21 protein-coding genes are annotated in these 25,297 nt (G+C 70.1%); 16 read left to right on the top strand and 5 right to left on the bottom strand.

Features of this window, described 5'->3' with window-relative positions:
• Positions 1 to 169: 169 nt before the first annotated feature.
• The gene (locus L810_RS09995; RefSeq protein WP_021158275.1) at positions 170 to 1,441 is read right to left on the bottom strand and encodes an NAD(P)/FAD-dependent oxidoreductase; all 1,272 of its coding nucleotides are present in this window, start codon (positions 1,439 to 1,441) and stop codon (positions 170 to 172) included.
• Positions 1,442 to 1,655: 214 nt separating this feature from the next.
• Here L810_RS09995 and L810_RS09990 point away from each other — a divergent pair, with 214 nt between their 5' ends.
• From L810_RS09990 to L810_RS09925, 15 genes are all read left to right on the top strand, one after another.
• Positions 1,656 to 1,928, top strand: a complete 273-nt coding sequence (locus L810_RS09990; RefSeq protein ID WP_021158273.1) for a ubiquitin carboxyl-terminal hydrolase 14 — start codon at positions 1,656 to 1,658, stop codon at positions 1,926 to 1,928.
• Positions 1,929 to 2,062: 134 nt separating this feature from the next.
• Positions 2,063 to 2,548, top strand: a complete 486-nt coding sequence (locus L810_RS09985; RefSeq protein ID WP_021158272.1) for a VOC family protein — start codon at positions 2,063 to 2,065, stop codon at positions 2,546 to 2,548.
• A gap of 1 nt (position 2,549) precedes the next feature.
• On the top strand, positions 2,550 to 3,776 hold the full coding sequence (locus L810_RS09980; protein WP_021158271.1) for an FAD binding domain-containing protein: 1,227 nt from the start codon (positions 2,550 to 2,552) through the stop codon (positions 3,774 to 3,776).
• A 101-nt stretch (positions 3,777 to 3,877) separates the two neighbouring features.
• Positions 3,878 to 4,237, top strand: coding sequence for a DUF485 domain-containing protein (locus L810_RS09975; protein ID WP_021158270.1), 360 nt, complete (start codon positions 3,878 to 3,880; stop codon positions 4,235 to 4,237).
• Positions 4,234 to 5,892 (top strand): cation/acetate symporter ActP, encoded by a 1,659-nt coding sequence (gene actP, locus L810_RS09970; protein ID WP_021158269.1) that lies wholly within the window; start codon positions 4,234 to 4,236, stop codon positions 5,890 to 5,892. The genes L810_RS09975 and actP overlap by 4 nt, the downstream gene beginning before the upstream one ends.
• 40 nt (positions 5,893 to 5,932) lie before the next feature.
• A complete protein-coding gene (locus tag L810_RS09965; RefSeq protein ID WP_021158268.1) occupies positions 5,933 to 7,057 on the top strand; it encodes an amidohydrolase family protein in 1,125 nt (374 codons plus the stop codon).
• Positions 7,058 to 7,226: 169 nt separating this feature from the next.
• Positions 7,227 to 8,351, top strand: coding sequence for an FAD binding domain-containing protein (locus L810_RS09960; protein ID WP_021158267.1), 1,125 nt, complete (start codon positions 7,227 to 7,229; stop codon positions 8,349 to 8,351).
• A gap of 169 nt (positions 8,352 to 8,520) precedes the next feature.
• Complete coding sequence (locus tag L810_RS47005; protein WP_021158266.1) at positions 8,521 to 8,766, top strand: hypothetical protein; 246 nt, start codon at positions 8,521 to 8,523, stop codon at positions 8,764 to 8,766.
• Positions 8,763 to 10,043 (top strand): c-type cytochrome, encoded by a 1,281-nt coding sequence (locus L810_RS09955; protein WP_021158265.1) that lies wholly within the window; start codon positions 8,763 to 8,765, stop codon positions 10,041 to 10,043. Before L810_RS47005 ends, L810_RS09955 begins: the two co-directional genes overlap by 4 nt.
• Positions 10,040 to 10,540 carry a (2Fe-2S)-binding protein gene (locus L810_RS09950; protein ID WP_021158264.1) on the top strand — a complete coding sequence of 167 codons (501 nt, stop codon included), beginning with the start codon at positions 10,040 to 10,042 and terminating at the stop codon, positions 10,538 to 10,540. The genes L810_RS09955 and L810_RS09950 overlap by 4 nt, the downstream gene beginning before the upstream one ends.
• Positions 10,540 to 12,801 carry a xanthine dehydrogenase family protein molybdopterin-binding subunit gene (locus tag L810_RS09945; RefSeq protein WP_021158263.1) on the top strand — a complete coding sequence of 754 codons (2,262 nt, stop codon included), beginning with the start codon at positions 10,540 to 10,542 and terminating at the stop codon, positions 12,799 to 12,801. Before L810_RS09950 ends, L810_RS09945 begins: the two co-directional genes overlap by 1 nt.
• Positions 12,802 to 12,876: 75 nt before the next feature.
• Entirely contained in the window at positions 12,877 to 13,794 is a 918-nt protein-coding gene (locus tag L810_RS09940; RefSeq protein ID WP_021158262.1) for a LysR family transcriptional regulator, read from the top strand.
• Between the two features lie 175 nt (positions 13,795 to 13,969).
• Positions 13,970 to 14,359, top strand: a complete 390-nt coding sequence (locus tag L810_RS47000) for a hypothetical protein (RefSeq protein ID WP_021158261.1) — start codon at positions 13,970 to 13,972, stop codon at positions 14,357 to 14,359.
• Between the two features lie 113 nt (positions 14,360 to 14,472).
• Positions 14,473 to 15,690, top strand: a complete 1,218-nt coding sequence (locus L810_RS09930) for an MFS transporter (protein WP_021158260.1) — start codon at positions 14,473 to 14,475, stop codon at positions 15,688 to 15,690.
• 171 nt (positions 15,691 to 15,861) lie between these two features.
• The gene (locus tag L810_RS09925; protein WP_021158259.1) at positions 15,862 to 16,974 is read left to right on the top strand and encodes an alkene reductase; all 1,113 of its coding nucleotides are present in this window, start codon (positions 15,862 to 15,864) and stop codon (positions 16,972 to 16,974) included.
• 89 nt (positions 16,975 to 17,063) lie between these two features.
• Here L810_RS09925 and L810_RS09920 read toward each other — a convergent pair whose 3' ends face one another.
• The 3 genes from L810_RS09920 to L810_RS09910 all read right to left on the bottom strand — a co-directional run bounded on the left by L810_RS09920 (position 17,064) and on the right by L810_RS09910 (position 22,814).
• Positions 17,064 to 17,735: a hypothetical protein gene (locus tag L810_RS09920; RefSeq protein ID WP_021158258.1), complete on the bottom strand. Its 672-nt coding sequence runs from the start codon at positions 17,733 to 17,735 to the stop codon at positions 17,064 to 17,066.
• Between the two features lie 106 nt (positions 17,736 to 17,841).
• A complete protein-coding gene (locus L810_RS09915) occupies positions 17,842 to 19,743 on the bottom strand; it encodes an amidohydrolase (RefSeq protein WP_042973963.1) in 1,902 nt (633 codons plus the stop codon).
• A 164-nt stretch (positions 19,744 to 19,907) separates the two neighbouring features.
• On the bottom strand, positions 19,908 to 22,814 hold the full coding sequence (locus L810_RS09910) for an ATP-binding protein (RefSeq protein ID WP_021158255.1): 2,907 nt from the start codon (positions 22,812 to 22,814) through the stop codon (positions 19,908 to 19,910).
• 411 nt (positions 22,815 to 23,225) lie between these two features.
• On the opposite strand from L810_RS09910, the gene L810_RS09905 reads away from it, so the two are divergent.
• Positions 23,226 to 24,140, top strand: coding sequence for a helix-turn-helix domain-containing protein (locus L810_RS09905; RefSeq protein WP_021158254.1), 915 nt, complete (start codon positions 23,226 to 23,228; stop codon positions 24,138 to 24,140).
• Between the two features lie 69 nt (positions 24,141 to 24,209).
• Here the strand turns inward: L810_RS09905 and L810_RS09900 are convergent, their stop codons facing one another.
• The gene (locus L810_RS09900) at positions 24,210 to 25,181 is read right to left on the bottom strand and encodes an MBL fold metallo-hydrolase (RefSeq protein ID WP_372585848.1); all 972 of its coding nucleotides are present in this window, start codon (positions 25,179 to 25,181) and stop codon (positions 24,210 to 24,212) included.
• Positions 25,182 to 25,297: the final 116 nt, after the last annotated feature.

Genomic DNA, 25,297 nt, shown 5'->3' with positions numbered 1-25,297 from the left:
AAGATGCCCGCCGCGCGGCCGGCCATGCAACACGACGTGCGTGCGGTCACGCAAGCCACGGACGCTGGCAACACGGTGGCCGCATAAGCGCCGTCGCCGTCGTCACCGTCGCGGCGCGGCCCGCCACGTCGAAGCCCGCACCGCTGCGCCGCCCGGCCCGCCCCGCGCTTCAGGTTCCGCTCGGCCGGTGTGCGTCCTCGCTGAGGAACCGGTGCACGAACGTCACGGCCATCGCCCCTTCGCCGACCGCCGACGCCACCCGCTTGACCGACCCCGAACGGACGTCGCCCGCCGCGAACGAGCCGGGCACGCTGGTTTCCAGGTAGTACGGCCGGCGCTCGAGCGGCCACACGCGCGCGAAGTCCGGGCAGTCGTACAGGTCGCTGCCCGTCACCAGGTAACCGCCCGGATTGCGGATGATGTCGGTGTCGCGCGCCCATTCGGTGTTCGGCGCGCCGCCGATGCAGACGAACAGGTGCGTGGCCGGCAGCACGTCGCGCGCGCCGTCTTCCGTGCGCAGCACGATCGCCTCGAGCCGGCCGTCGCCCTGCAGCGCGTCGACGGTCGTGCCGTAGCGCACCGTCACGTTCGGCATGCGCTCGATCCGGTCGATCAGGTAGCGCGACAGCGTCGCCGCGAGCGACGCGCCCCGGACGATCATCGTGACTTCGCGCGCGTGCCGCGCGAAGTTCATCACGGCCTGCCCGGCCGAATTGCCGCCGCCGACGATGAACACGTGCTTGCCCTCGCACATCGGCGCTTCGCTCGATCCCGCGCCGTAGTACAGGCCCGCGTTGAGAAACTTCGGTTCGTCGGGCAGGCCGAGACTGCGGTATTCGATCCCCGTCGCGCAGATGTTCGCCCGCGCGGTCAGGATCGAGCCGTCGGCCATGTCGACGCGGATCTTGCCGTCGACGAACGTCGCATGCACGCCCTCGCGCATCATCAGCAACTCGACGCCGAACTTCACCGCCTGCTGGCGCGCGCGTTCCGCCAGCTCGGCGCCCGGGATGCCGTCCGGAAAGCCCATGTAGTTCTCGATCAGCGAACTCGTGCCCGCCTGCCCGCCGATCGCGTCGCGTTCGATCACGACGGCCCGCAGCCCCTCGGACGCCGCGTAGACGGCCGCCGACAGGCCGGCCGGGCCGGCGCCGTAAATCGAGACGTCGTACTCGATGAAGCGTGGCCGGGAGACCCAGCCGAGCTTCGCGGCGATCTCCGGCAGCGTCGGCTGGTAGATGCACGTGCCGTCCGGAAACACGACCACCGGCAGCCGGACGTCGCGCAGCGGCGCGATGCCCAGCTCGCGCACGCAATCGGTGTCGGACGTCAGCTCGCACCATTCGTACTCGACCACGCCGCGCTTCAGGAAGTCGCGGATCGCGTAGGCCTCCTTGCTGTGAGGCAGGCCGATGACCTTGACATGCTGCGACTGCGCCATGAGCGTCTCCCGTTGACCGCGTGTCGAATCCCGGCCGGTTCCCGCGCCGGCCGCACGTGTGACTGTAGTCGTCATCGTCGCCACGGCCGCCGTGTTTCATAAGAATTAAGGTCCGCACGCGATGCGCGCCGTCCAAAATACATCGTGTTCCCCCGCTCGCAGCTTCGCGCCGGCCGCGCTGCGAGCGCCCCCTGCGCCGGCATCGGAGCGGCAGATGGCCACGACCTGCACCCACCTCGGCGAAGCGCGCATCCTGAACACCGACAAGGACTACTGCGAGGAATGCGTGAAGTCCGGCAGCCAATGGGTGCATTTGCGCCTGTGCCTGAGCTGCGGGCATGTCGGCTGTTGCGACTCGTCGCCGAACCGTCACGCCAGCCGGCATTTTCATGAAACGACGCACCCGCTCGCCCGTTCGATCGAGCCCGGCGAGCGCTGGGTCTGGTGCTACGCGGACGACGTGATGGCCGGCGAAATCACGCCGTAACCCGCCGCGCACCGGCATCCGGCACCGTTTTCGACCGAGGGTATACACGGTTCGATCGCAGCTTCTTCTCGCCGCTTTTTTCGACTAGTATTTATCGAACGATAACTTATCTATCGATAAACAAGAGGTTCGTCATGACGGTATCCAGACTCGCGCACTACTCGATCCGCACGCTCGATCTCGAGCGATCGTGCCGGTTCTACGAACGTGTGCTCGGTTTCAAGCGCGGCTACCGGCCGCCGTTCGACTTTCCCGGCGCATGGCTCTACAAGGGCGGCGACGAAAGCGATTACGGCACGGTCCACATCATCGGCGTCGACCCGGCCAACCCGGACGGGCTCGCGGCCTACCTCGGCAACAAGGCGCTGCCGGCGTCGGGCACCGGCACGGTCGACCACATCGCCTTCCTCGCGACCGGCGTCGAGGCGATGTGGGACACGCTGCGCGCCGAACACGTCGCGTGGCGCGATCGCACCGTGCCGAGCCTCGGGCTGCACCAGGTGTTCATCGAAGATCCGTCCGGCGTGACGATCGAACTCAACTTCCCCGCCGCCGAAGTCGCGGGGCTGACACTGCCCGCCGCCGTCCCGGCCGGCGACTCGCAAGCACACGGAGACTGACATGAACCACCGCACTTCGACCAAACGCAAGGCCGCGATCGTCGGCGGCTCGCTGGGCGGCCTGTTTGCCGCGAACCTCCTGCTGCGCAACGGCTGGGACGTGGACGTGTTCGAACGGGTGCCCGACGCGCTGTCGGGCCGCGGCGCCGGGATCGTCACGCACCCCGAACTGTTCGACGTGATGCGCGCCGCGGGCGTGCGCATCGACGCATCGATCGGCGTGGAGGTCGAGTCGCGGATCACGCTGGGCCGCGACGGCACCGTCGTATCGGAACGCCGGATGCCGCAGACGCTCACCGCATGGAGCAAGATGTACCACGTGCTGCGCGCGGCGCTGCCCGACCAGCATTACCGCGCGGGCGCGGTCGTCACCGACGTCGCGGACGGCCCCGGGCACGCGTCGGTCACGCTCGCCGACGGCTCGGTCGTGCATGCCGACCTGGTCATCGCGGCCGACGGCTTCCGCTCGGCGATCCGCGAGAAATTCCTGCCGGACGCGCGGCTGCAGTATGCGGGCTACGTCGCGTGGCGCGGGCTGGTCGACGAACCCGGGCTGTCGGAGGCGACCCACGCGACGCTGTTCGGGAATTTCGCGTTCGGCCTGCCGCCGCACGAACAGATCCTCGGTTATCCGGTCGCCGGCCAGGGCAACAGCACGAAGCCGGGCGAGCGCCGCTACAACTTCGTGTGGTATCGCGCGACCCGCGAGGACACCGACCTGCCGAACCTGCTCACCGACGCGACCGGCAAGCTGTGGGCGGGCGGCATTCCGCCGACGCTGATCCGGCGCGAGGTGCTCGACGACATGGAAGACGCCGCCCACGCGCTGCTGGCGCCGCAGTTCGCCGAGGTCGTCGCACGCGCGACGCAGCCGCTGTTCCAGCCGATCTACGACCTCGAAGTGCCGAACATGGCGTTCGGCCGGATCGCGCTGCTCGGCGACGCCGCGTTCGTCGCGCGGCCGCATTGCGGGATGGGTGTCACGAAGGCCGCCGGCGATGCCCTCGCGCTCGTCACCGCACTCGCCACGCGCGCCGACACGCTCGACGCGCTGGGCGAATACAGCGAGACGCGCACGGCGTTCGGCGCGGCGATCGTGGAGCACGCGCGCCACCTCGGCGCCTACATGCAGGCGCAACTGAGGAACGACACCGAGCGCGAAATGGCCGAGCGCTATCGCACGCCGGAAGTCGTGATGCGGGAAACCGCCGTCCCGCCGCATTTCTGAGCATGCACGGGCGCCGTGCGCGACACGCGCGGCGCCCATCGCCAAGCCAGGCCAGGCCAAGCCAAGCCATGCCAGGCCATTCCAGACGAGAAGGAGACACCGTGAACCACCCGCTTCCGGCCACCGCCGGCACCGCGCCCGAACCGGCCGCACCGTCATACGCCACGCATCCGCTGCTGCGCGATGCCCGCTTTCGCGAACACGTCCGGCGCAGAAGGCTGTTCGCCTGGTCGCTGACGTTCGTCATGCTCGCCCTCTATTTCGCGTTCATCCTGACGCTGGCGTTTTCGCCGACGCTGCTCGGCACGCCGATCGTGCCGGGCCGGCCGACCCCGTGGGGCATCCCGGTCGGGTTCGGCATGTTCGTCGCAACCTTCGCGCTGGTCGCGCTTTACGTGTTCCGCGCCAATGCGGTGCACGACACGGTCGTCGCGGCCCTTCGCCACGGAGACGCATCATGAAACGCCTGCTCCCCGCACTGCTCGCCGCCTGCGGCTGTGCACCGGCGTTCGCGGCCGGCCCGGCTGCGCTCGCGCACGGGCACAATCCGGTCGCGATCGGCATGTTCGTCGTGTTCGTCGCGTCGACGCTGTTCATCACGCGCTGGGCCGCGCGCAAGAACCACAGCGTGGCCGACCACTACGCGGCGGGCGGCAAGATCACCGCGTTCCAGAACGGCTGGGCGATCGCCGGCGACTACATGTCGGCCGCGTCGCTGCTCGGCATCTCCGCGCTGGTGTTCACGAGCGGCTACGACGGGCTGATCTATTCGGTCGGGTTTCTCGCGAGCTGGCCGATCATCCTGTTCCTGATCGCCGAGCCGCTGCGCAACCTCGGCAAGTACACGCTCGCCGACGTCGTGTCGTATCGCCTGCGGCAACGGCCGATCCGTGCATTCGCGGCGTCGAGCTCGATCGTCATCGTGCTGCTGTATCTCGTGTCGCAGATGGTCGGCGCGGGCAAGCTGGTCGAGCTGCTGTTCGGCCTGAACTACACGGTCGCGGTGCTGGTCGTCGGCGTGCTGATGGTCGTCTACGTGTTCTTCGGCGGGATGCTGGCCACCACCTGGATCCAGATCATCAAGGCCGTGCTGCTGCTCGCCGGCGCGGCGTTCATGGCGATCATGGTGCTGAGCCGTTTCGGCTTCAGCCTCGACGCGCTGTTCGCGCAGGCGATTCTCGTCCACCCGAAACACGCGGCGATCATGCGCCCCGGCGGGCTGGTGTCCGATCCGGTCTCGGCCGTGTCGCTCGGCCTCGCGCTGATCTTCGGCACCGCGGGCCTGCCGCACATCCTGATGCGCTTCTTCACGGTCGGCGACGTCAAGGCGGCCCGCAAGAGCATCCTCTACGCAACCGGCATCGTCGGCATCGGGTATGCGCTGATCATCGTCATCGGCTTCGGCACCATCGCGCTCGTCGCATCGGACCCGCAGTACCACGACGCGTCCGGCGCGATCGCCGGCGGCGCGAACATGGTGGCGATCCACCTCGCGCATGCGGTGGGCGGCAACGTGTTCCTCGGCTTCATCTGTGCGGTCGCGTTCTCGACCATCCTGGCCGTGGTCGCCGGGCTCACGCTCGCGGGTTCGTCGGCGATCTCGCACGACCTCTACGCGAACGTGCTGCGGCGCGGTCAGGCGTCCGACCGGGACGAAATGCGCGTCGCGCGCGCCACGACCGTCGTGCTCGGCGTGCTCGCGATCCTGCTCGGCATCGCATTCGAGAAGCAGAACATCGCGTTCATCGTCAGCCTCACGTTTTCGATCGCGGCCAGCTCGAATTTCCCGGTGCTGCTGCTCTCGATCTACTGGCGCGGGCTGACGACGCGCGGCGCGGTGCTGGGCGGCCTGCTCGGGCTCGCCACGGCCGTCACGCTCACCGTGCTGAGCCCGACCGTGTGGGTCCAGGTACTGGGCCATGCGCACGCGGTCTATCCGTACGAATACCCGGCGCTGTTCTCGATGGCGGCGGCCTTCGCCGGCGTCGTCCTGTTCTCCGTCACCGATCGTTCGGCACGCGCGCAACGCGAGCGCGCGCAGTTCGACACGCAGCTCGTCGCGTGCGAGATGGGCCTCACGGCGGGCATCTCGACGACCATCACGCAACGCGGCTGAACCGCACGTCACGCACCCTCGATACACCATGAGAGACACCATGCTGAATTGCACCTGCTGCCCGTCGCCGGGACGCCGCCGCCTGCTCGGCGCGCTTGCCGCGTTCGCGGGCACCGCCGTCGCCGGACAGTCCGCGTCGGCCGCCGGCAGCGCCGGCACCCCGGCCGCGCCGTCGCCGCGCCGGCCGCGCTCGATCGACATCCACGCGCATTACTACCCCGAGAGCTTCTGCGACCTGGTCGGCGGCGAAGGCAAGCGCTTCGGCGGCTCGTTCGTGTGCGACGACACGTCGTTCACGTTCCGCACGCCCGCCGGCGGCCTCGGCCCGCTGCCGATGAAGTTCATCGACGTCGATGCGCGGCTCAAGGACATGGATGCGTCCGGCGTCGACGTGCAGGCGCTGTCGCTCAGCGTGCCGATGGCGTACTGGGGCGACCGGCCGTTCAACGCGAAGCTCGCGCGCGACTGGAATGCGTCGGCGTCGCGCGTCTACCAGCGGCACCCGACGCGTTTCGTCGTGCTCGCGACGCTGCCGATGCTGAACGCGGCCGACGCGATCGACGAACTCGAACGCGCCGCGCAATTGCCGGGCGTGCGTGGCGTGTACATGGGCACCAACATCGACAACCGCGATCTCGACGATCCGCTGTTCGCGCCCGTGTTCGCCCGCATCGAGCAGCTGGGCCTGCCGGTGTTCCTGCATCCGCAACAGACGGTCGGCGGCGCGCGGCTCGGCGATTTCTACCTCAGCAACCTGCTCGGCAACCCGTTCGATACCGCGATCGCGGGCTCGCACCTGATCCTCGGCGGCGTGCTCGACCGCTACCCGACGCTGGAGATCACGTTGCCGCACGCGGGCGGCGCGCTGCCGATCCTCGTCGGGCGCCTCGACGCGGGCTGGACCGTGCGGCCCGAAACGCGCCGGCTCGCGCAGAAGCCCAGCAGCTACCTGCGGCGCTTCAGCTACGACACGGTGTCGCATTCGGGCCCCGTGCTGAACTTCCTGATCGAGAACGTCGGCGTCGACCGGCTTGTGCTCGGCAGCGACTACTGTTTCGACATGGGCTACGAGCAGCCGGTGCGCTTTCTCGACCGTGTCGACCTGAGCGCGCAGCAGCGCGCGATGATCCTCGGCGGCAATGCGGGCAAGCTGCTGCGGATCTAGCAGTCGGGCCGGCGCACGGCGGCCTGCCCGCCGCGCTTGCACCGTCGGCGCAGCCCGCGGCCGGACATGGCAAGATCCGCAGCAGCCGTGGCCGCAGGCGCGCGGCGCCGTGCATCACGACGCCTGGCCGGCGGCGCACGCCACCGGCCGCACACCGGAGTCACCCACGATGAAGATAGTCATTGCAGGCGGATCGATCGCCGGTCTCGCGGCCGCGCTGACGCTCGACTGCGTCGGACACGACGTGACGGTCTGCGAACGCTCGCCGTCGCCGCTGCGCGGCCAGGGCGGCGGCGTGGCCGTATTGCGCCGGATGATGGCGTTTATCGAACAGCATGGCCGGCATTGCCGCCACGCGATCAGCGTGCCCACGCACCGGCGGCGCTGGATCGATCGCGACGGCATCGTCACGCGCGACGAGCCCGAGATGCTGCCGTTTTCGTCGTGGGACGCCGTCTACCGTTCGCTGTGTGAAACGCTGCCGCACGGGCGCATCCGGTACGGCCGCACGGTCACCGGCTTCGACCAGGACGCGGACGGCGTCGACGTCCACCTCGGCGACGAGCGCCTGCGCGCCGACGTGCTGATCGCCGCCGACGGGGCCGGCTCGACCCTGCGCGCGCAGCTCTTTCCCGGTTATGCGCCGTCGTTCGCCGGTTACCTCGCGTGGCGCGGGATCGTCGACGAAGCGGATTTCGATGCCGCGGCGATCGCGCCGCTGGTCGAGAACATGACGCTGCACAAGGCGCCGGGCGAGCTGTTCATGGCGTTCCTGATTCCCGCGCTCGACGGCTCGCTCGTGCCCGGCACGCGCCGCTTCAACTGGCTCTGGTATCGCAACGAAGCCGATCGCGACGCGCTGCGCCACCACCTGACCGATCGGGCCGGCCACGTCCATCACGCGTCCGTGCATCCGGGGCAGCTCGCCGACGACGTCGTCGCGACGCTGCGGCAACTCGCCGGCGAACGCCTGCCGGCCCTGCTCGCGCAACTGGTGCACGCGACGCGCATGCCGTTCAACCAGGCGATTTTCGATGCGTTGAGCCCCGCATTCGTCGATGGTCGAGTCGCGCTGATCGGCGATGCGGCGTGCACCGTGCGCCCGCATACCGCATCGGGCACGTCGAAGGCCGCGAGCGATGCGGTGTCGCTCGCCGAAGCGTTGCCGGCGGACGCGACCGACGTCGTCGCGCGCCTCGCGCAATGGTCGGCGCGACGGCGCGACGAAGTGACGTCGCTGCTCGAGAAGGGCCCGCAGCTGGCCGCGGCGTTCGGTCTCGGCACGCCGTGCTGACGCAGCGGCGCCCGCGCCGGGCCGGGCCGCAGCGGGGTTCAGAACGTTTCAGCGCAGTTTCAGGAAATGCCGCCGACGCCCGCGTAGACTGCCCTCCATCATCCGCCTCGCACACGATGACGCGATTGCGTCATTGCCCGCGCGGCCTCCCCACACCTGGAGCAACGACATGATCTCCGCCGCGAACCGCTGCCACCTGGCCGCCTCGCCATGGCCGGATCGCCCGGCGATGCGCCGCCGTCATCCGGCCGCACCGACCGGAACGACCGCCGCCGGCACGCGCGAGCCCGACCTTCCATCCAGCCCCGCGTGCCGCGGCAGCCGAACCCGCGCCGTCGCGCGCGGCCGGCATCCGCGCCATTGCCCCGCCGCTCGAACGATCGCGGGCGAACCGGTTCGCGTGGAGCGCGCATGAAGCACAAACGACTCTGGTTCGGCGCGGCCGGCATCGCGGCCGTCGGCCTGGCGGTCGCGATCGGCATCATGTTCAAGCCGTCGATCGCGCCGATCGATCCGCCCGCCCGCGCGTCGTTCGATCCGCAACTCGTTCGCGCCGGCGCGCGTGTGGTCGCGCTCGGCGATTGCGTCGTGTGCCACACCGCGAATGACGGCAAGCCGTTCGCCGGCGGGCTGCCGCTCGCGACGCCGTTCGGCACGATCTACGCGACCAACATCACGCCGGATGCCGACACCGGCATCGGCCGCTGGTCGCGCGACGCGTTCGCACGCGCGCTGCGCAGCGGGATCGCCCGCGACGGCCATCCGCTCTACCCGGCATTTCCGTACATCCACTTCACGCGGATGTCCGACGACGACATCACGGCCGCCTACGCGTACCTGATGACCCGCGAGCCGGTGCGGACGAAGACGCCGCCTAACGACCTGATCTTTCCGCTGAACTTCCGGCCGCTGGTCGCGTTCTGGAACGTGCTGTTCCTGCGCGAAGGCGCGTACCGGCCCGACCCGTCGCAATCCGCGCAATGGAATCGCGGCAAGCTGCTCGTCGACGGCCTCGGGCACTGCGCGTCGTGCCATTCGCCGCTCAATGCGATCGGCGGCGAACAGGCCGGCAAGGCGTTCGACGGCGGCATCGTCGACGGCTGGGAGGCACCGCCGCTCAATGCGCTCGGCAGCGCGGTCAAGCCATGGACGCAGGCGCAGCTCGTCACCTACCTGCGCACCGGCCGCGCGAGCGAGCACGGCGCGGCGGCCGGCCCGATGCTGCCCGTCACGCGCGATCTCGCGACCGTGCCGCAGGAAGACGTCGAGGCGATCGCCGCATACATCCTGTCGATCCAGAAGCCGGCGGCCGCCCGGCCCGCGACGGCCGGTGCCGGACACGGCCCGACGACGCCCGCCGGCCAGCGCGGCGCGGTGCTGTTCCAGGCGTCGTGCGCGCAGTGCCACGGGCCGGCAGCGCCGATGCAGTCGATCGGCGAGCGGCCGACGCTCGCGTTCAGCACGGCCGTCGCCGCCGATACGCCGCGCAACGCGATCCAGATGATGTTCAACGGAATCGGCTGGCACGGCGAAGACACGCTGAACTACATGCCGTCGTTCATCGACCAGTACGACGACGCGCAGATCGCGGATCTCGCCGCGTACCTGCGGGAAGCATATTCCGATCGTCCCGCGTGGAGCGGTGTCGACACCCTGGCCGCGAAGCTCAGAAAGGAGGACAGCGCGCGATGATCACCCTCACCGTCAACGGCGTGCGGCACACGCTCGACATCGATCCGTCCACGCCGCTGCTGTACGCGCTGCGCAACGACCTGCACCTGCACGGCGCGAAATTCGGCTGCGGCCTCGGGCAATGCGGCGCATGCACCGTGATCGTCGACGACAAGCCGATGTTCTCGTGCCTGATTCCGGTGTCCGCGCTCGGCGAGCGCCGCGTGCGGACCGTCGAAAGCCTCGGCAGCGCCGCGCATCCGGGCAAGCTTCAGCAGGCGTTCATCGATCACCAGGCCGCGCAGTGCGGGTATTGCATCGCGGGCATGATCATGCGCGCGCAGGCGCTGCTCGAGCGCAACCCGAAACCCACCGAACGCGAACTGCGCACCCAGATGGAACCGAACCTGTGCCGCTGCGGCACGCACATGCGGATCCTGGCGGCGATCCGCCAGGTCGCCGGCCTGCCGGACCCGGAACCGGCCGCCGCGCCCGTCATGATCAGCAAGGGACTCTGATGAACCCAACCGACGACATCGACGAAGGCCGCCGGCACTTCATGGTTTCCGGCGCGCTCTTCGTCGCGTTCAGCCTCGCGCCGGTCACGCGTGCCGCCGCGCAGCTCGTGATCGCGGACGAAGGCGCCGCCGTCCACGTCGCCAAGGCGACCGAAACGCTGGCCGGCAGCCTGAAGACCAACCCGCTGCTGGACGCGTGGATCAAGATCACGCCCGACGGCAAGGTCACCGTGTTCACCGGCAAGGTCGAGCTCGGCACCGGCGTGCGGACCGCGCTGCTGCAGGTGGCGGCCGAGGAGCTGAACATGAAGCCCTCGCTGATCACGTTCCTGACGGCCGACACCGGCGCGTCGCCGGACGAGGGTCTGACGGCCGGCAGCCACACGATGGCCGACAGCGGCTCCGCGTTGCTGAACGCGGCCGCGCAGGTGCGCGGGCTGCTGGTCGACGGCGCGGCGAAACAGTTCGGCGTCGACCCGCGCACGCTCACCGTCGCCGACGCGGTGATCAAGGCGCCGGACGGCCGCACGATGCGCTACGGCGACGCGGTGCGCACCGTCGACCTGCACCGCAGCGCGACACCGACGTCGCCGCTGAAGCCGCCGGCCACGTTCTCGGTGATCGGCACGTCGCTGCCGCGCGTGGACATTCCGAACAAGGTCACGGGCGGCGTCAGCTACGTGCAGGACATGGAGCTGCCCGGCATGCTGCACGCGCGTGTCGTGATGCCGCCCGTGTACGACGCGAAGCTGCTGTCGTTCGACGAAGCCGCGATCCTGAAGATGCCGGGCGTGGTGCGGATCGTGCGCAACGGCAGCATGCTCGCCGTCGTCGCGCAGGGCGAATGGCAGGCGGTCGTCGCGCAGCGCGCGCTGGCCGCCGGCAGCCGCTGGTCGCCCGGCCGCACGCTGCCCGAGCGCGGCACCGTGCATCAGGACCTGAAGCGGATCGCGACGCAGCGCATCGAGATCGCGAACACGAAGGGCGACACAGCGCCGGCCACGAAAACACTGTCCGCGACGTTCCTGAAGAACTACCTGCTGCACGGCTCGATCGGGCCGTCATGCTCGGTCGCGCATCTCGAGAACGGCATGCTGACCGTGTGGACCCACTCGCAGGGCGTGTATCCGCTGCGCGACGCGCTCGCCGAGATGCTGTCGATGCCGAAGGCGAGCGTGCGCTGCATCCACACCGAGGGTTCCGGCTGCTACGGGCACAACGGCGCGGACGACGTGGCCGCGCACGCGGCACTGATCGCGGCGGCGCTGCCCGGCAAGCCGATCCGCGTGCAATGGATGCGCGAGCAGGAACATACGTGGGACCACTTCACGCCCGCGATGGTCACCGAGCTCAGCGCGTCGCTCGACGCGAGCGGCCATATCGTCGACTGGAACTACGCGCTGTGGAGCAGCTCGCACAATGAACGGATCGTCAATGCCGGCCGGCTGCTGCCCGCGCGGATGCTCGAGCCGCCGTTCGTGCCCGCGCCGTCGACGCCGATGCTGCAGCCCGAGGGCGGCGGCGATCGCAACGCGATCCCGCTGTACGCACTGCCGACCATGCACATCGTCAACAACTTCTCGCCGACGATGCCGCTGCAGACCTCCGCAATGCGCTCGCTTGGCGCGCACACCAACGTGTGGGCGATCGAGAGCTTCATGGACGAGCTCGCGCACGCCGCAGGCATCGACCCGGTCGAATTCCGGCTGCGGCACATGCAGGATCACCGCGCGAGCCAGGTGATCAAGCTCGCCGCGACGAAATTCGGCTGGCCCCGGCCGCCGCGCGAACGCAACCGCGGCGTCGGTTTCTCGTTCGGCAAATACAAGAACCTGATGGCCTACGTCGCGATGGCGGTCGAGATCACGGTCGTGCCGGAAACGGGCCAGGTGACGCTCGACCGCGCGGAAGTGGCCGTCGACGCGGGCCAGGTCGTGTCGCCGGACGGCATCCGCAACCAGATCGAAGGCGGCATCGTGCAGGCCGCAAGCTGGACACTGTACGAGGCGCTGAAATACGATACGCAGCGCATCCGCAGCTTCGACTGGAGCAGCTACCCGATCCTGCGTTTCCGCGCGGCACCGCAAAGCATCAAGGTGCACCTGATCAACCGCCCGGGCGCGCCGTTCCTCGGCGCGGCCGAGGCGTCGATGGGGCCGACCGCGGGCGCGCTGGCCAACGCGATTTTCGATGCGACCGGCCAGCGGATGCGCGAAATGCCGTTCGCGGGCGACGGGCTCAGGAAGCGCATCGACGCGTAGCGGCGGCACCCCGACATACAAGCCGCGCCGGCATGCACCGGCGCAGGCAACGAACAGGCTGGAGATTTCCGAACGATGGATACCTTGCTTTCGATGCGCGTGTTCACGCGCATCGTCGAGACGGGCAGCTTCACGCGCGCGTCCGACACGACCGGGCTGACGACGCCGCGCGTCTCCGCGCTGCTGAGCACGCTCGAACAGCATCTCGGCTGCCGGCTGCTGAACCGCACCACCCGCCGGATCTCGCTGACCGAGGACGGGCAGGCTTACTACGAGCGCTGCGTCGGCGTACTGCGCGAGATCGACGACATGGAGGCGGCCGTCTCGCAGGCGCGCAACGTGCCGCGCGGCCGCCTGAAGGTGAACCTGCCGCCGGCGATGGCCAAGCAGATCATGGTGCCCGCGCTGCCCGAGTTTCTCGCCGCGCATCCAGGCATCTCGGTCGAACTCGGCGTGACCGACCGGCAGATCGACCTCGTCGGTGAAGGCGTCGATTGCGTCGTGCGCATCGGCGCGCTCGACGACTCGGGGCTGGTCGCGAAACGGATCGGCAGCCTGACCACCTGCACGTGCGCGGCGCCCGCGTATCTCGAGCGCTGCGGCGCGCCCGAGACGGTCGACGATCTCGCGCAGCACATCGCGGTCAGCCACATGTCGGCCGATACGGGCCGGCCGCGGCCGTGGGACTACGTCGTCGACGGCGAAACGCGCATCGTGCAGATGTGCGGCACCGTCGCGGTCAACGATGCCGACACCTACATCGCATGCGGCGTCGCCGGCATCGGCCTGATCAAGACCTCGCTGTACCTGGTCGAGCCGTACCTGCAATCGGGGCGCCTGCGCGAGGTGCTGACCGATTTCAACACGCCGCCGCGGCCGATCTCGATCCTGTATCCGCCCAACCGGCATACGCCCGTCAAGCTCAAGGTGTTCGTCGACTGGCTCGCCGGGCTGTTCGCGCAGATTCCGACACTGCAGGGGCAGCGCCGCTGACGCCCGCCGTCGATGCCCGTCGCTGAAACCGCGCGGCCGCGCCCGCGCGCACACCGCATCGATCAAGTGAATTAAGACGCGGTTTAGGACTATTCAGTCCGCCCGATCCAGACTGCTCTCAGGGGCCTTGCGATCCGCGATATCCGCGCCGGAGGCCCGTTTCGAGAGGCCCAACATGACGATCGCGACCGCCGGCCCGTCCGTCCAGGACATCCACGCCGTCTTCGATGTCCTCGGCCCCGCGTTCGCGCACGGGCGCATCGCGCGCGTCGGCGACGCGGCCCGCACGCCGCGCCCGCATCCGGCATCCGGCAAGTCGAAGGCGCTCGCCGCCCCGGCCACGCTCGCGCAGGCGTTGCCGGCCGACGCGCGCGACGTCGCGCCGCGTCGTGGGCGGCCACGCGCCGCGTCGCAGCGGCCCCCTCGCCCTCGCCTGCATGCAGCTCGCGACCGGTCTCGGCCTCGTTCCCGTCACATGAACCCGCACGCGCTCCGACCCCTTTGCGCGGCACGCAAAGCTCGATTGCGCGCCGGCCGTATTCTCTTGTTATCGATCGATCAATAACCTTGTCGGCAATGCGGCGGCTTGCGTTTCGCCGCGGCGAACACCGAACACCCGTATCCCATCACGCCCGCCCGACAGCCGGGCACCCGACATCTCTTTCGAAGGAGTCGACCATGTCAGCAGAATCCACCCCGCTCGCGGCCCACGGGCACGCAGCCAAGCTCACGCAGGGCCTCATCCTGCTGTTCGCGTTCAGTTGCGGCGCGATCGTCGCGAACCTGTACTACGCGCAGCCGATCACCGAACTCATCGCGCCCAGCCTGCACATGTCCGGCGCAACCGCGAGCCTGATCGTGTCGCTGACGCAGATCGGCTATGCGTTCGGCCTGTTCTTCATCGTGCCGCTCGGCGACCTGCTCGAGAACCGCAAGCTGATGATCGTCACGGCCGTCGTGTCGATCGCGAGCCTCGCGGCGGCGGCCGTCGTGCAGACGCCCGGACTGTTCCTCGCGGTTTCGCTGCTGATCGGCTTCAGCTCGGTCGCGGTGCAGATCCTGGTGCCGCTCGCCGCGCACCTCGCGCCCGATCATTCGCGCGGCCGCGTGGTCGGCACGATCATGGGCGGCCTGCTGCTCGGCATCCTGCTCGCGCGCCCGCTGTCGAGCGTGGTGGCCGACGCGTTCGGCTGGCGCTTCGTGTTCGCGGCCGCCGCGGTGCTGATGACGCTCGTGACCGCCGTGCTCGCGCTGACGATCCCGTCGCGCCAGCCCGATCACCGCGCGACCTATTTCGAGCTGATCGGCTCGCTGCTGCACCTGGTCCGCACGATGCCGGTGCTGCGCCATCGCGCGTTCTACCAGGGCCTGATGTTCGCGTCGTTCAGCCTGTTCTGGACCGCCGTGCCGGTCGAGCTCACGCGCCACTACGGGCTGTCGCAATCGGCCATCGGCCTGTTCGCGCTGGTCGGGGCCATCGGCGCGACGTCGGCCCCGGTTGCCGGCCGCCTCGCCGATGCCGGCCACGGCGTGCGGGCGACGCTGATCGCGCTGGTCGCCGGCGCGCTGTCGTACGCGGTCGCGCTGATCCACGGCGCCGGCCTGTATGGCCTCGTCGTCACCGGCATCGTGCTCGACTTCGCGGTGCAGATGAACATGGTGCTCGGCCAGCGCGAGATCTATGCGCTGCACGCGGCAAGCCGCAACCGGCTGAACGCGCTGTACATGACGAGCATCTTCGTCGGCGGCGCGATCGGCTCCGCGCTCGCGAGCCCGCTGTACGAACACGGCGGCTGGCCGCTCGTCGCAGCAGTCGCCGGCGCGTTCCCGGTCATCGCGCTCGCCCACTACCTCGTGATCGGGCGTCCGCACGCACAACGCCACGCCCAGTCCTGAACCGGCGCCGGCACCGGTTCACGCGCGACGCCCCCGGGGCCGTTCGCGCACCGGAACGCTGCCGGCACGTCACTTCCGTCTGTTTCGAACTTTCCGCAGGGCCCGCCGCCTGACCGGTCGCCACCACGCGACACGCGGCGCCGCCCTGCCTCACGCAAAAAGGAATCCATCATGTCTTCCCTGCTCAGCCACTACGACCTGCGCGGCCTGCCGCTTCCCAACCGTGTCGTGATGGGGCCGATGACGCGTTCGCGCGCGCCGTCGCGCGGCCAGCCGACCGAACTGATGGCCGAGTACTACGCGCAGCGCGCGTCCGCCGGCCTGATCGTGACCGAGGCGACCAACGTCAGCCCGGCGTCCGCTTCGTTCGAACTGACGCCGGGGCTCGTCACCGACGAGCAGGCGGCCGGCTGGAAGCAGGTCACGGACGCCGTGCATGCGAACGGCGGCCGGATCTTCGCGCAGCTGTGGCACGGCGGCCGCGTGAGCTCGCTGACGCTGCTCGGCGGCGCCGCGCCGCTGTCGCCGTCCGGCGTGAACGACGATCTCGAGCAGTTGCAGGTGTGGGCGCAGTTGCAGAACGGCTATTACACGAAGATTCACGCGACGCCGTCGCGCGCGATGACGACGGACGAGGTGGCCGACACGGTCGACGAATTCCGCGACGCGGCCGTTCGCGCGATGGCGGCCGGCTTCGACGGCGTCGAGATCCACGCGGCCAACGGCTACCTGCCGCACCAGTTCCTGTCGTCGACGCTGAACCGCCGCGACGACCGATACGGCGGCTCGGTCGCGAACCGCGCGCGCTTCCTCGAGGAGATCGTCGACGCGGTCGGCGCCGTGGTGCCGCTCAGCCGCGTGGGCGTGCGCATCTCGCCGTACGCGAAATACAACAACGTGCGTGACGCGGATCCGGATGCGACGTACGCGTACGTCGGCCGCATGCTCGACGAAGCCGGTGTCGCCTATGTGCACGCGGCGGACACCAACGGCTGGAGCGGCGAGCCCGACCTGCCGCGCATCGTCGCGAACACGCGCAAGCATTTCGGCGGCACGCTGATCGTCAACGGCGGCATCGCGCCGGATGCCGCGAATGCGCTGATCGACGCGGGCGACGCCGATCTCGTCGCGTTCGCGCGGGCGTACATCGCGAACCCCGATCTGGTCGAACGCCTCGCGGCGAACGCACCGCTCGCCGCGCCGAAGGCGGTCGGCTGGTACGGCGGCGACCGCGCGGGCTACGTCGACTATGCGCGTCACGATGCGGCGGGCGTGAGTGCGTAAGCGCCCAGGTGCGCAGGCGCGCGAGCACCTGTGTGCACCTGGGCACCCGGCTCACGCCGCCGGAACCAGCCGGAACCCGCGGGACCCCGTCAGGCGTCCTGCCAGCGTGCGCCGAGCACGCGCCCGCAGAAATTCAGCCGGTGGAAATCCGGATCGGCGCGTTCGAGCACGTCGGCGCTCCACGTGCCGAACGTCGACGCCGGCCGGTGCGCGACACCGCGCGCGACCGCATCGAGGAACGCGTCGCCGAAGCCTTCGCCGCGCGGGTAGGCGGCGAGCAGCGCGCGCCGCTCGTCGGCCGAATACGCGTCGAAATCGGTGGCCATCAGGTCGGTCGAGACGGCGGCCGCCAGCACGCGCGCGAGCGGCGACACGCGCGCGGCGACGCCGGGCGTCGTATGCAGCGCGATCGCGTGCCACACGTCGTCGCGCAGGCGCTGCGACGTCTGGTGGCGCAGCAGGAACGTATCGGCGGCATCGGCGCTGTCGAGCTCGTAGCGCGCGGCCGAGCGGCCATACGCGGTGCTCAGTCCCATGTTCGCGTACATCGCGGCCACATACAGCGCATCGGCATCGCAGGTCTCGCCGGCACGCTGCGCGGCCAGCGACGCGAGCACGAACACCCGGCTCGCATGCCCGGTGATCGCCCGCGGCAGCGACGCGCGGGCTGCTTCGGCCGCTTCGATCGCCATCGGCGTCCGCGGAATGCGGACACCGGCGACTTCGTCGTCGGCCGACGCGCACGTGTGCGCAGAACTCATCTCGTCTCCTTCTGCCCCTCGCCGGGGGCGGAAAATTGTCCATGCCTCGCGCGGCACGCGCCGACGCAGCCGGCGCGGGCACACTGACGGCCGGTACGGCGTCGGCCTAGTACGCGAAACCGGGGTAACCCGATGCTTCGCACTGCTCGGCGGTTTCCATCCTGGCCGCATGCAGGCGCTGCACGAACGCGCGCCCGAACCCCCGCGCGGCACCGGCCGCTTGCGGGCCCGCGCCGGCTGCACCGGCTGCGCAGGCCGCGTCGCGCCGCGAAGCCGACTCGGCCGAACGACGCCGGCCGGCACCGCCGAATTCGGCGACCGGCGACCACGCGGGGCTGACCGCCGGCGGCGGCGGTGCGAGCGACGCGAACTCGTCGTCCGCATGCACGATCCTGCCGCCGACGACCGTCAGCACCGACGACAGCGACGTGATCCGCGCTTCGTCGATCGTGAAGTAGTCGTCCGTCAGCACCGCGAAATCGGCGTAGTGGCCGGGCACCAGCGCGCCCTTGCAGTCGTCCTCGCCGGAAAACCACGCGCTGCCGACCGTATAGCAGCGCAGCGCTTCCATCCGGCCGAGCCGGTTGCGTTCCGGATACAGCGCCGTGCCGCCGACCGTGCGCCCCGACACCATCCAGTACAGCGACACGAACGGGTTGTAGCTCGCGATGCGCGTTGCGTCGGTGCCCGCGCCGACCGGCAGCCCGGCCGCCAGCATCGCGCGGATCGGCGGCGTGCGCATCGCGGCTTGCGCGCCGTAACGCGCGATGAAGTACTCGCCCTGGAACGCCATCCGGTGCTGGACCGTCACGCCGCCGCCGAGCGCGGCGATGCGCGCGATGTTCGCATCCGTGATCGTCTCGCAGTGATCGAAGAACCAGCGCAGGCCGTCGAACGGCGTCTCGCGGTTCACGGCTTCGAGCACGTTCAGGAAGCGGCCGATCGATTCGTCGTAGGTCGCATGCAGCCGGAACGGCCAGCGGTGCCGCACCAGCAGCCGCACCACCGCGGCCAGTTCGGCCTCCAGCGCCGCCGGCAGATCGGGGCGCGGTTCGAGAAAATTGCCGAAATCGGCGGCCGAATACACCAGCAGCTCGCCGGCGCCGTTCATCCGCAGGAACGCGTCGCCGTCGCCGGGTTTCGCGAGCGTCACCCAGCGCGCGTAGTCGTCGAGCTCCCGCCCCGCATGCTGCACGAACAGGCTGTACGCGACGCGCACGGTCATTTCGCCGCGCCGCGCGAGGGCCAGGATCGCGCCGTAGTCGTCCGGGAAGGACTGGAAATCGCCGCCCGCGTCGATCGCGCTCGTCACGCCGAGCCGGTTCAGCTCGCGCATGAAATGCCGCATCGAATTCATCTGGTCGTCGTGGCCGAGCTTCGGGGCCCGTTCGAGCGCCTCGTGCAGCACGGCCATGTCCGGGCGCGCGATCAGCAGGCCGGTCGGCCGGCCGAGGCGATCGCGCTGGATCTCGCCGCCGGGCGGGTTCGACGTGTCGCGGCCGTAGCCGATCGCGCGCAGCGCGGCCGCGTTCAGCAGCGCGCTGTCGCCCAGGTGCATGATGAAGACCGGCGTGTCGGGCGCGATCGCGTTCAGTTCGGCCGCCGTCGGCCCGCGCTTTTCGGCGAACTGGAATTCGGTCCAGCCGCCGACCACGCGCACCCAGTGCGGCGCGGGCGTGCGCAGCACCTGGCGACGCAGCATCGCGAGCGCGTCGGCCAGCGTCGGCACGCCGTCCCAGCGCAGTTCCAGGTTGAAGTTCAGGCCGCCGCGGATCATGTGCAGGTGCGAATCGTTCAGCCCCGGGATCACGGTGCGGCCGTTCAGGTCGATGCACTGCGTGCCGGCATGCGCATGGCACATCACGTCGTGCCCGCTGCCGGCCGCGAGGATCCGGCCGTCCTTCACGGCGAGCGCGGTCACGAACGACTGCCGGTCGTCCTGCGTCGCGATCTTGCCATTGCATACGATGAGGTCCGCCGCCGCGGCGGATGCCGTCGCCCTAAGCACCGTCAGGCCCTCCGCTTGCGCCGTGAGCCGGCACGCGGCCGCATGCCGCATGCCTCCGGTTCGACGATACACGGACCATCCACTCCCCCTTGAACATTGAACGATCGGACCGACGGGCCGCGGCGCGATGGCGCGGTGTCGTCCTGCGCGAACCGGGCATGCCGTTACGCCACCTGCTGCATCGCATCCGCCGCCTCGTGCCGCATGCGCGACCGGCCCGCCGGCAGTGCCGGCTCCGGGCGCACGAAGTTCTGCAGGCGCGCGAGCCGGCGCACGTCGAACGCGCGCGATTGCGGATCGAAATGCCCCGACAGGTTCGCCACCAGCGACGATGCCTGGCCCGTCCGCCCGCGCTCGATCAGGTGATCGGCGAGATCGAGCGTGCCGCGCAGCGCCCACATCGCGGCGCCCTGCCCGTTCGCGGTATGGATCCCGGTCAGCAGATGCCGGTGCCCTTCGACTTCGTACGCGAGCGCGGCATCCGGCTCCGCGGTGCGGGCCTGCTCGAGCATCGCGAGCCCCCGGACGCGCAGCAGTTCCGGCACGAACAGGTGCTCGCCGTGCGCGCGGCAGCGCGCGAGCGTCGCATCGAGTTTCGCGCATGCCTCGGCCGCGCGGCCGGTGCGCGTCAGCCCTTCCGCGTACGCGACGACCAGCGGCGCGAGCAGGCGCCGGAACCCGCTCGCCTCGATGCGCCGCAGCGCGGGTTCCAGCCGCGCGAGACCGGCGCCGGGATGCCCGGCCTGCATGTCGAACTGCCCGGCGAGGCCTTCCGCATGGCTGAGCCAGATGTCGAACCCGTTCGCCTCCGCGGTCGAGCGCAGCGTGCCGAGATAGTCGGAAATCACGTCGTGATCGCCGTAGCGCAGCGCGATCGGCACGGCCGCGGCGCCGAGCACGACGCACAGCGCCAGCCCCGACCCGGTGCGGCGCGCGGATTCGACCGCCTGCGCGGCCAGCCGCATCGCGTATTCCGGATCGCCCTGCATCCAGACGAGCCGCATCAGCATCGTGCGGCCGAGCGTCGCGACGTCGACCCCGAGCGCGGCTTCCGCGCAGGACGGCTCACCGGCCACGTCCAGCCCGGCGGTCGCGGCCTCCAGCCGCTCGCGGGCCTGCGCGTGTTCGCCGAAGTAATGCAGCGACGTCGCGACCATCGCGTTCGCCAGCAGCCGCTGCGGCCGGTCGCCGCGCCGTTCGGCCGCGCGCTCGAAACGCGTCGCGTAGCGCAGCGATTCGTGGATGTCGGAGCGCGTCAGCATCGTGTTCCACAGCCCGACCAGCGCGCACGCGTCGAACGCCTCGTCGCCGATCCGGCCCGCGAGCACGAGCGTCCGGTCCCACATCGCGGCCGCCGCGTGCGTATCGCCGTCGGTATGCAGCAGCGCCGTCGCGTAGGCCGCGCGCAAGCGCAGCTCGCGTGCCGCGTCGATGCTGCCGGCATCGCCGGTTCCGCCGGCCTCGATCGCGTCGAGCGCCCGCCGCGCCGGTTGCGCGCATTCGCGCATCCGCGCCGGTTCCAGCAACGCGAGCGCCAGTGCGTCCGCTTCGTGCCCGCGCGGCTCGACCGCGACGGGCTCGTGCGGCGCCGGCGCCGGTGCGTCCGCGGCGACACGCGGGCTCGCGAGATCGGCGGCCGGCGTCAGCGCCTGCATCCGCGCCTCCCCGTGCTCGCGTTCGTAGCACGCATGACGCTCGGCGACGAGGTCGAATTCGCCTTCGTTGCGCAGTTTTTCGAGCGCGTACGCGCGCGTCGATTCCGTCAACCGGTAACGCGCGTGCGCGCCGTGGAACTCGACGGTCACCAGCGACTTCGCGACCAGTTCGCCGAGCACCGCGATCGTCTCGGCGGCCGACATCCCGGGATCCATCGCGACCTCGCGCGCGGCATCGAACGTGAACGGCCCGATGAAGCACGCCATGCGGCGAAACAGCGCGCGCGCGGCCGCATCCAGCAGCACGTAGCTCCAGTCGAACGTCGCCCGCAACGTCTGGTGGCGCGGCAGCGCCGAGCGCAGCCCGCCGGTCAGCAGGTTCAGCCGGTCGTCCAGACGCGCGGCGACGGCCTCGAGCCCGAGCGTCGCGACGCGTGCGGCAGCCAGCTCGATCGCGAGCGGCAGCCCGTCCAGGCGCCGGCAGATGTCGCCGATCAGCCGGATGCCGGCCGCATCGACCGCGCAGTCGGGCGTGGCGGCGCGGATCCGCGCGAGGAACAGCTCGACGGCCGAATGACGCACGATCTCGTCGAGCGGCGCGTCGCTGTCCGGCACCGCCAGCGGGCTCACGCGAAACACGGCTTCGGCCGAGATATGCAGGGGTTCGCGGCTCGTCGCGAGCACGCGCAGCGACGGCGCGCGCGACGTCAGCGTATCGACGAGATCGGCCACCAGATCGACGACGTGTTCCGCGTTGTCGAGCACGAGCAGGGCCGGCGACGCGGCGAACGCGCCGGCGATCGGGGCGATGCCCGGCACGCCGACGGTCTCGAGGCCGAGTTCCGCGGCGATCGCGAGCAGCACGTCGTCGCGCGTCGCGGCGCTCGCGAGCGCGACGAACAGCACGCGTTCGCCGGAGCGCTCGCGCAGCTCGTGGGCGACGCGGCCGGCCAGGCTCGTCTTGCCGATGCCGCCCGCCCCGACGAGCGTGACGACCGGTGCGCGCTCGATCATGTCGACGATCTGCCCGATCTCCGCCTGACGCCCGACTAGCGAAACCGGGCGGCCCGCCGCGACGGGGTCGGCCGGCAACGCGGCCGCGCGCGGCGCGGGCTCGTGCGCGACGGCGGGCGGCGCGACCAGCAGGTAACCGCGGCCCGGCACCGTCTTGATCAGGTCGCGGTCCGCGCCCAGCGCCTTGCGCAGCGTCGCGACGTGAACCTGCAGCCGGTTTTCCTCGACGATCAGGCCCGGCCACACGGCATCCATGATGTCGTCCTTCGACACGACGGAACCGTTGGCACGATGCAGCACTTCAAGTATGTCAAGCGCGCGTGCGCCGATACGCAGCGACGCGCCGTGGTGGCGAATGTCCCGCTGCTCGAAATCCACCGACAACGTCCCGATCTGGATCATGGCCGCCTCCAGGTTCCCCACGATGACCGCCGTGTGAACACGGCCGTTCACCAGGGCGGGAATGCACACCCGTGCAGCGCTGCCGGCCGGGCGCAAAGTCTCAAAATGTGGACTGAGTGTAAACACCGAATTAACAAAAATCTTGAAGGAAAATGCGCTGGCCTCCCGCCCACCGGCGCGCCCGCGGGCGGGGGCCGCGCCGAATGAAAATGGGGTGACATCGGCCCCGCGTTGGCCATGGCAGCGCGCTCGCGTGCCCGTCGAGGCCCGCGCGGTGCGGGCCGGGCCGCTGGCAAGCATTTCGTCAGCAAGTGGACATTTATTCAAGTTAACTTGGGCCGGGTGAGTGCACCGTTTAAACTTCGCGTAAATATGTTCGCGCGCCGCCCCCCAACGAAGGATTGTTCCGCCATGCCAGATTCCCTCGCCGCGCCCCCGGCCGCACGGCCGAAAGACACGCTCGGCTGCCTGTCGAGCCTGCTGTCCAAGGACATCGAACGCTCGGTCGGTGGGCTCACGCTCCATCGCAAATGCATGCGCGACGAGCACTTCGAGCGCATCGAGATGTCGGCCAGCGATCGCGGCTTCCTGATCGGCGTGTCGCTCAACGACGGGCATCGGCGCACGATCTACGGCGGAACCGGCCAATCCCGCTCCGAGCGGCGGTTCCAGCACAACTCGATCTACATTCGCGACTTCTCCCGGAATTTTCGTGCCGACCTGTACGGCAAGTTCGACTTCCTGCTGGTCGAGCTGTCGCACGCGTATCTCGACGGCCTCGGCCGCGAGCACGACGGCACCGAAATCGGCGGCCTGACCTGCGCGCCCGACGTACAGGACGAGGTGCTGGGCCATCTCGCGCACGCGGTGGCCGACAGCCTCGACGAGCCCGGCGTACTGAACGCGCTGTTCGTCGAGCAGATGGGGCTCGCGATCGGCACGCATCTCGCGCGCCAGTACGGCAACGCGGACGCGCGCGACCTGCGGCACAAGGGCCTGCTGTCGCCGGCGAAGGCGGCGCTCGCGAAAGAGCTGCTGATGGAGAAGGCCGATCTCGGCGTGTCGATCGAGGAAGTGGCGCGCGAATGCGATCTGTCGCGCGGCTATTTCATTCGTGCGTTCTCGCGCACGACGGGGCGCACGCCGCATCAATGGCTGCTCGAACAGCGCGTGATCCGCGCGCGGCAACTGATCGAGACGACCGACATGTCGCTCGCGGAAATCGCGGCCGCCTGCGGCTTCGCGGACCAGAGCCACCTGAACCGCGTGTTCGCGCGCATCGTCGGCCATCCGCCCGGCGCCTGGCGGCGCGAACTGACGCGCTGACGCGGCCCCGCGCCGCGTGCCACCGCTACGCGCGCATCACGGCACCTCACGGCGCGCATCGCCCGTCGCTCACCGCAGCGGCGTCGCGTCGTAATTGACCGGCACCCAGTCGTACTGCTCCCCGTCCCTGCGCAAATGCCCGAGCCCGGGAAACGCGATGTGCGCGGCGCCGACGAGGTAACGCTGGTCCGCGACGCGCTTCAGCGTATCGCGCCGGGTGCGCCGCGCCGCGTCCGCATCGCTGTCGTACTGGACCGTCGCGTCCGGGTCCTGCAGCTGGATCGCCGCGACGTGCACGATGTCGCCCCACGCGAGCAGCCCGGCGTCGCCGCTCTCGATCAGGTACGCGGTATGGCCCGGCGTATGGCCTGGCATCGGCACCGCGCGAATGCCGGGCGCGAGCGTCGCTTCGCCGCGAAACGTCTTGAAGCGGCCCGCCGCCACGTACGGCGCGACCGACGCGGCAGCCGCATCGAAGAACGACGCGAGGAACGCCGGCGCCTGTGCCTTGTTGTCCGGATCGAGCCAGTAGTTCGCTTCGATCTCGTTCACGCGCACCACCGCGTTCGGGAAGGTCATCCTGCCGTTCGTCACGATGCCGCCGACATGATCCTTGTGCAGGTGGGTGAGCAGCACCTCGTCGATCTGCTCCGGCGCATAACCGGCCGCACGCAGGTTCGCGAGCAGCTTGCCGCAGCAATCGCCGTACAGCACGCCGGCCCCCGAATCGACGAGGATCCGCTTCGTGCCGGTATCGACCAGGAACGCGTTGATCGAGCCCTGCACGGGCGGTTCGAGAAACGCGCGGTCGAGATCGCGCCGGATGTCGTCCTTCGAGATGTCGCGGAACACCGTATCGACCGGAAACGGATGCGTGCCGTCGGACAGCGCGACGATCCGCAGGCCGCCGAGCTGCTGCCGATAGAAGCCGGGCGCCTGATCCGCACCGCCCGGTTCGGCGGCACACGCGGCCGATGCGAGGATGCCGAAGCACCATGCGATGACCAGCATGCCGCCGGTACGCCAGTTCAGGTTCCTCATGTCCGCTCCCCGGTTGCGTATCGAGATATCGCGCGCGTTGCCGGCCCGGCCGGTCAGGCGCGCGACACCGAGCTTACCGGCCGGTTTCGCAATAATCCTGAGCACGACATGAATCG

Origin of the sequence: Burkholderia sp. AU4i (assembly GCF_000466765.1) — a bacterium.
Taxonomy (GTDB): Bacteria; Pseudomonadota; Gammaproteobacteria; order Burkholderiales; family Burkholderiaceae; genus Burkholderia; species Burkholderia cepacia.
The sequence above is the reverse complement of the archived record's forward strand: the minus strand, read 5'-3'. Positions and strand labels throughout refer to the sequence as shown.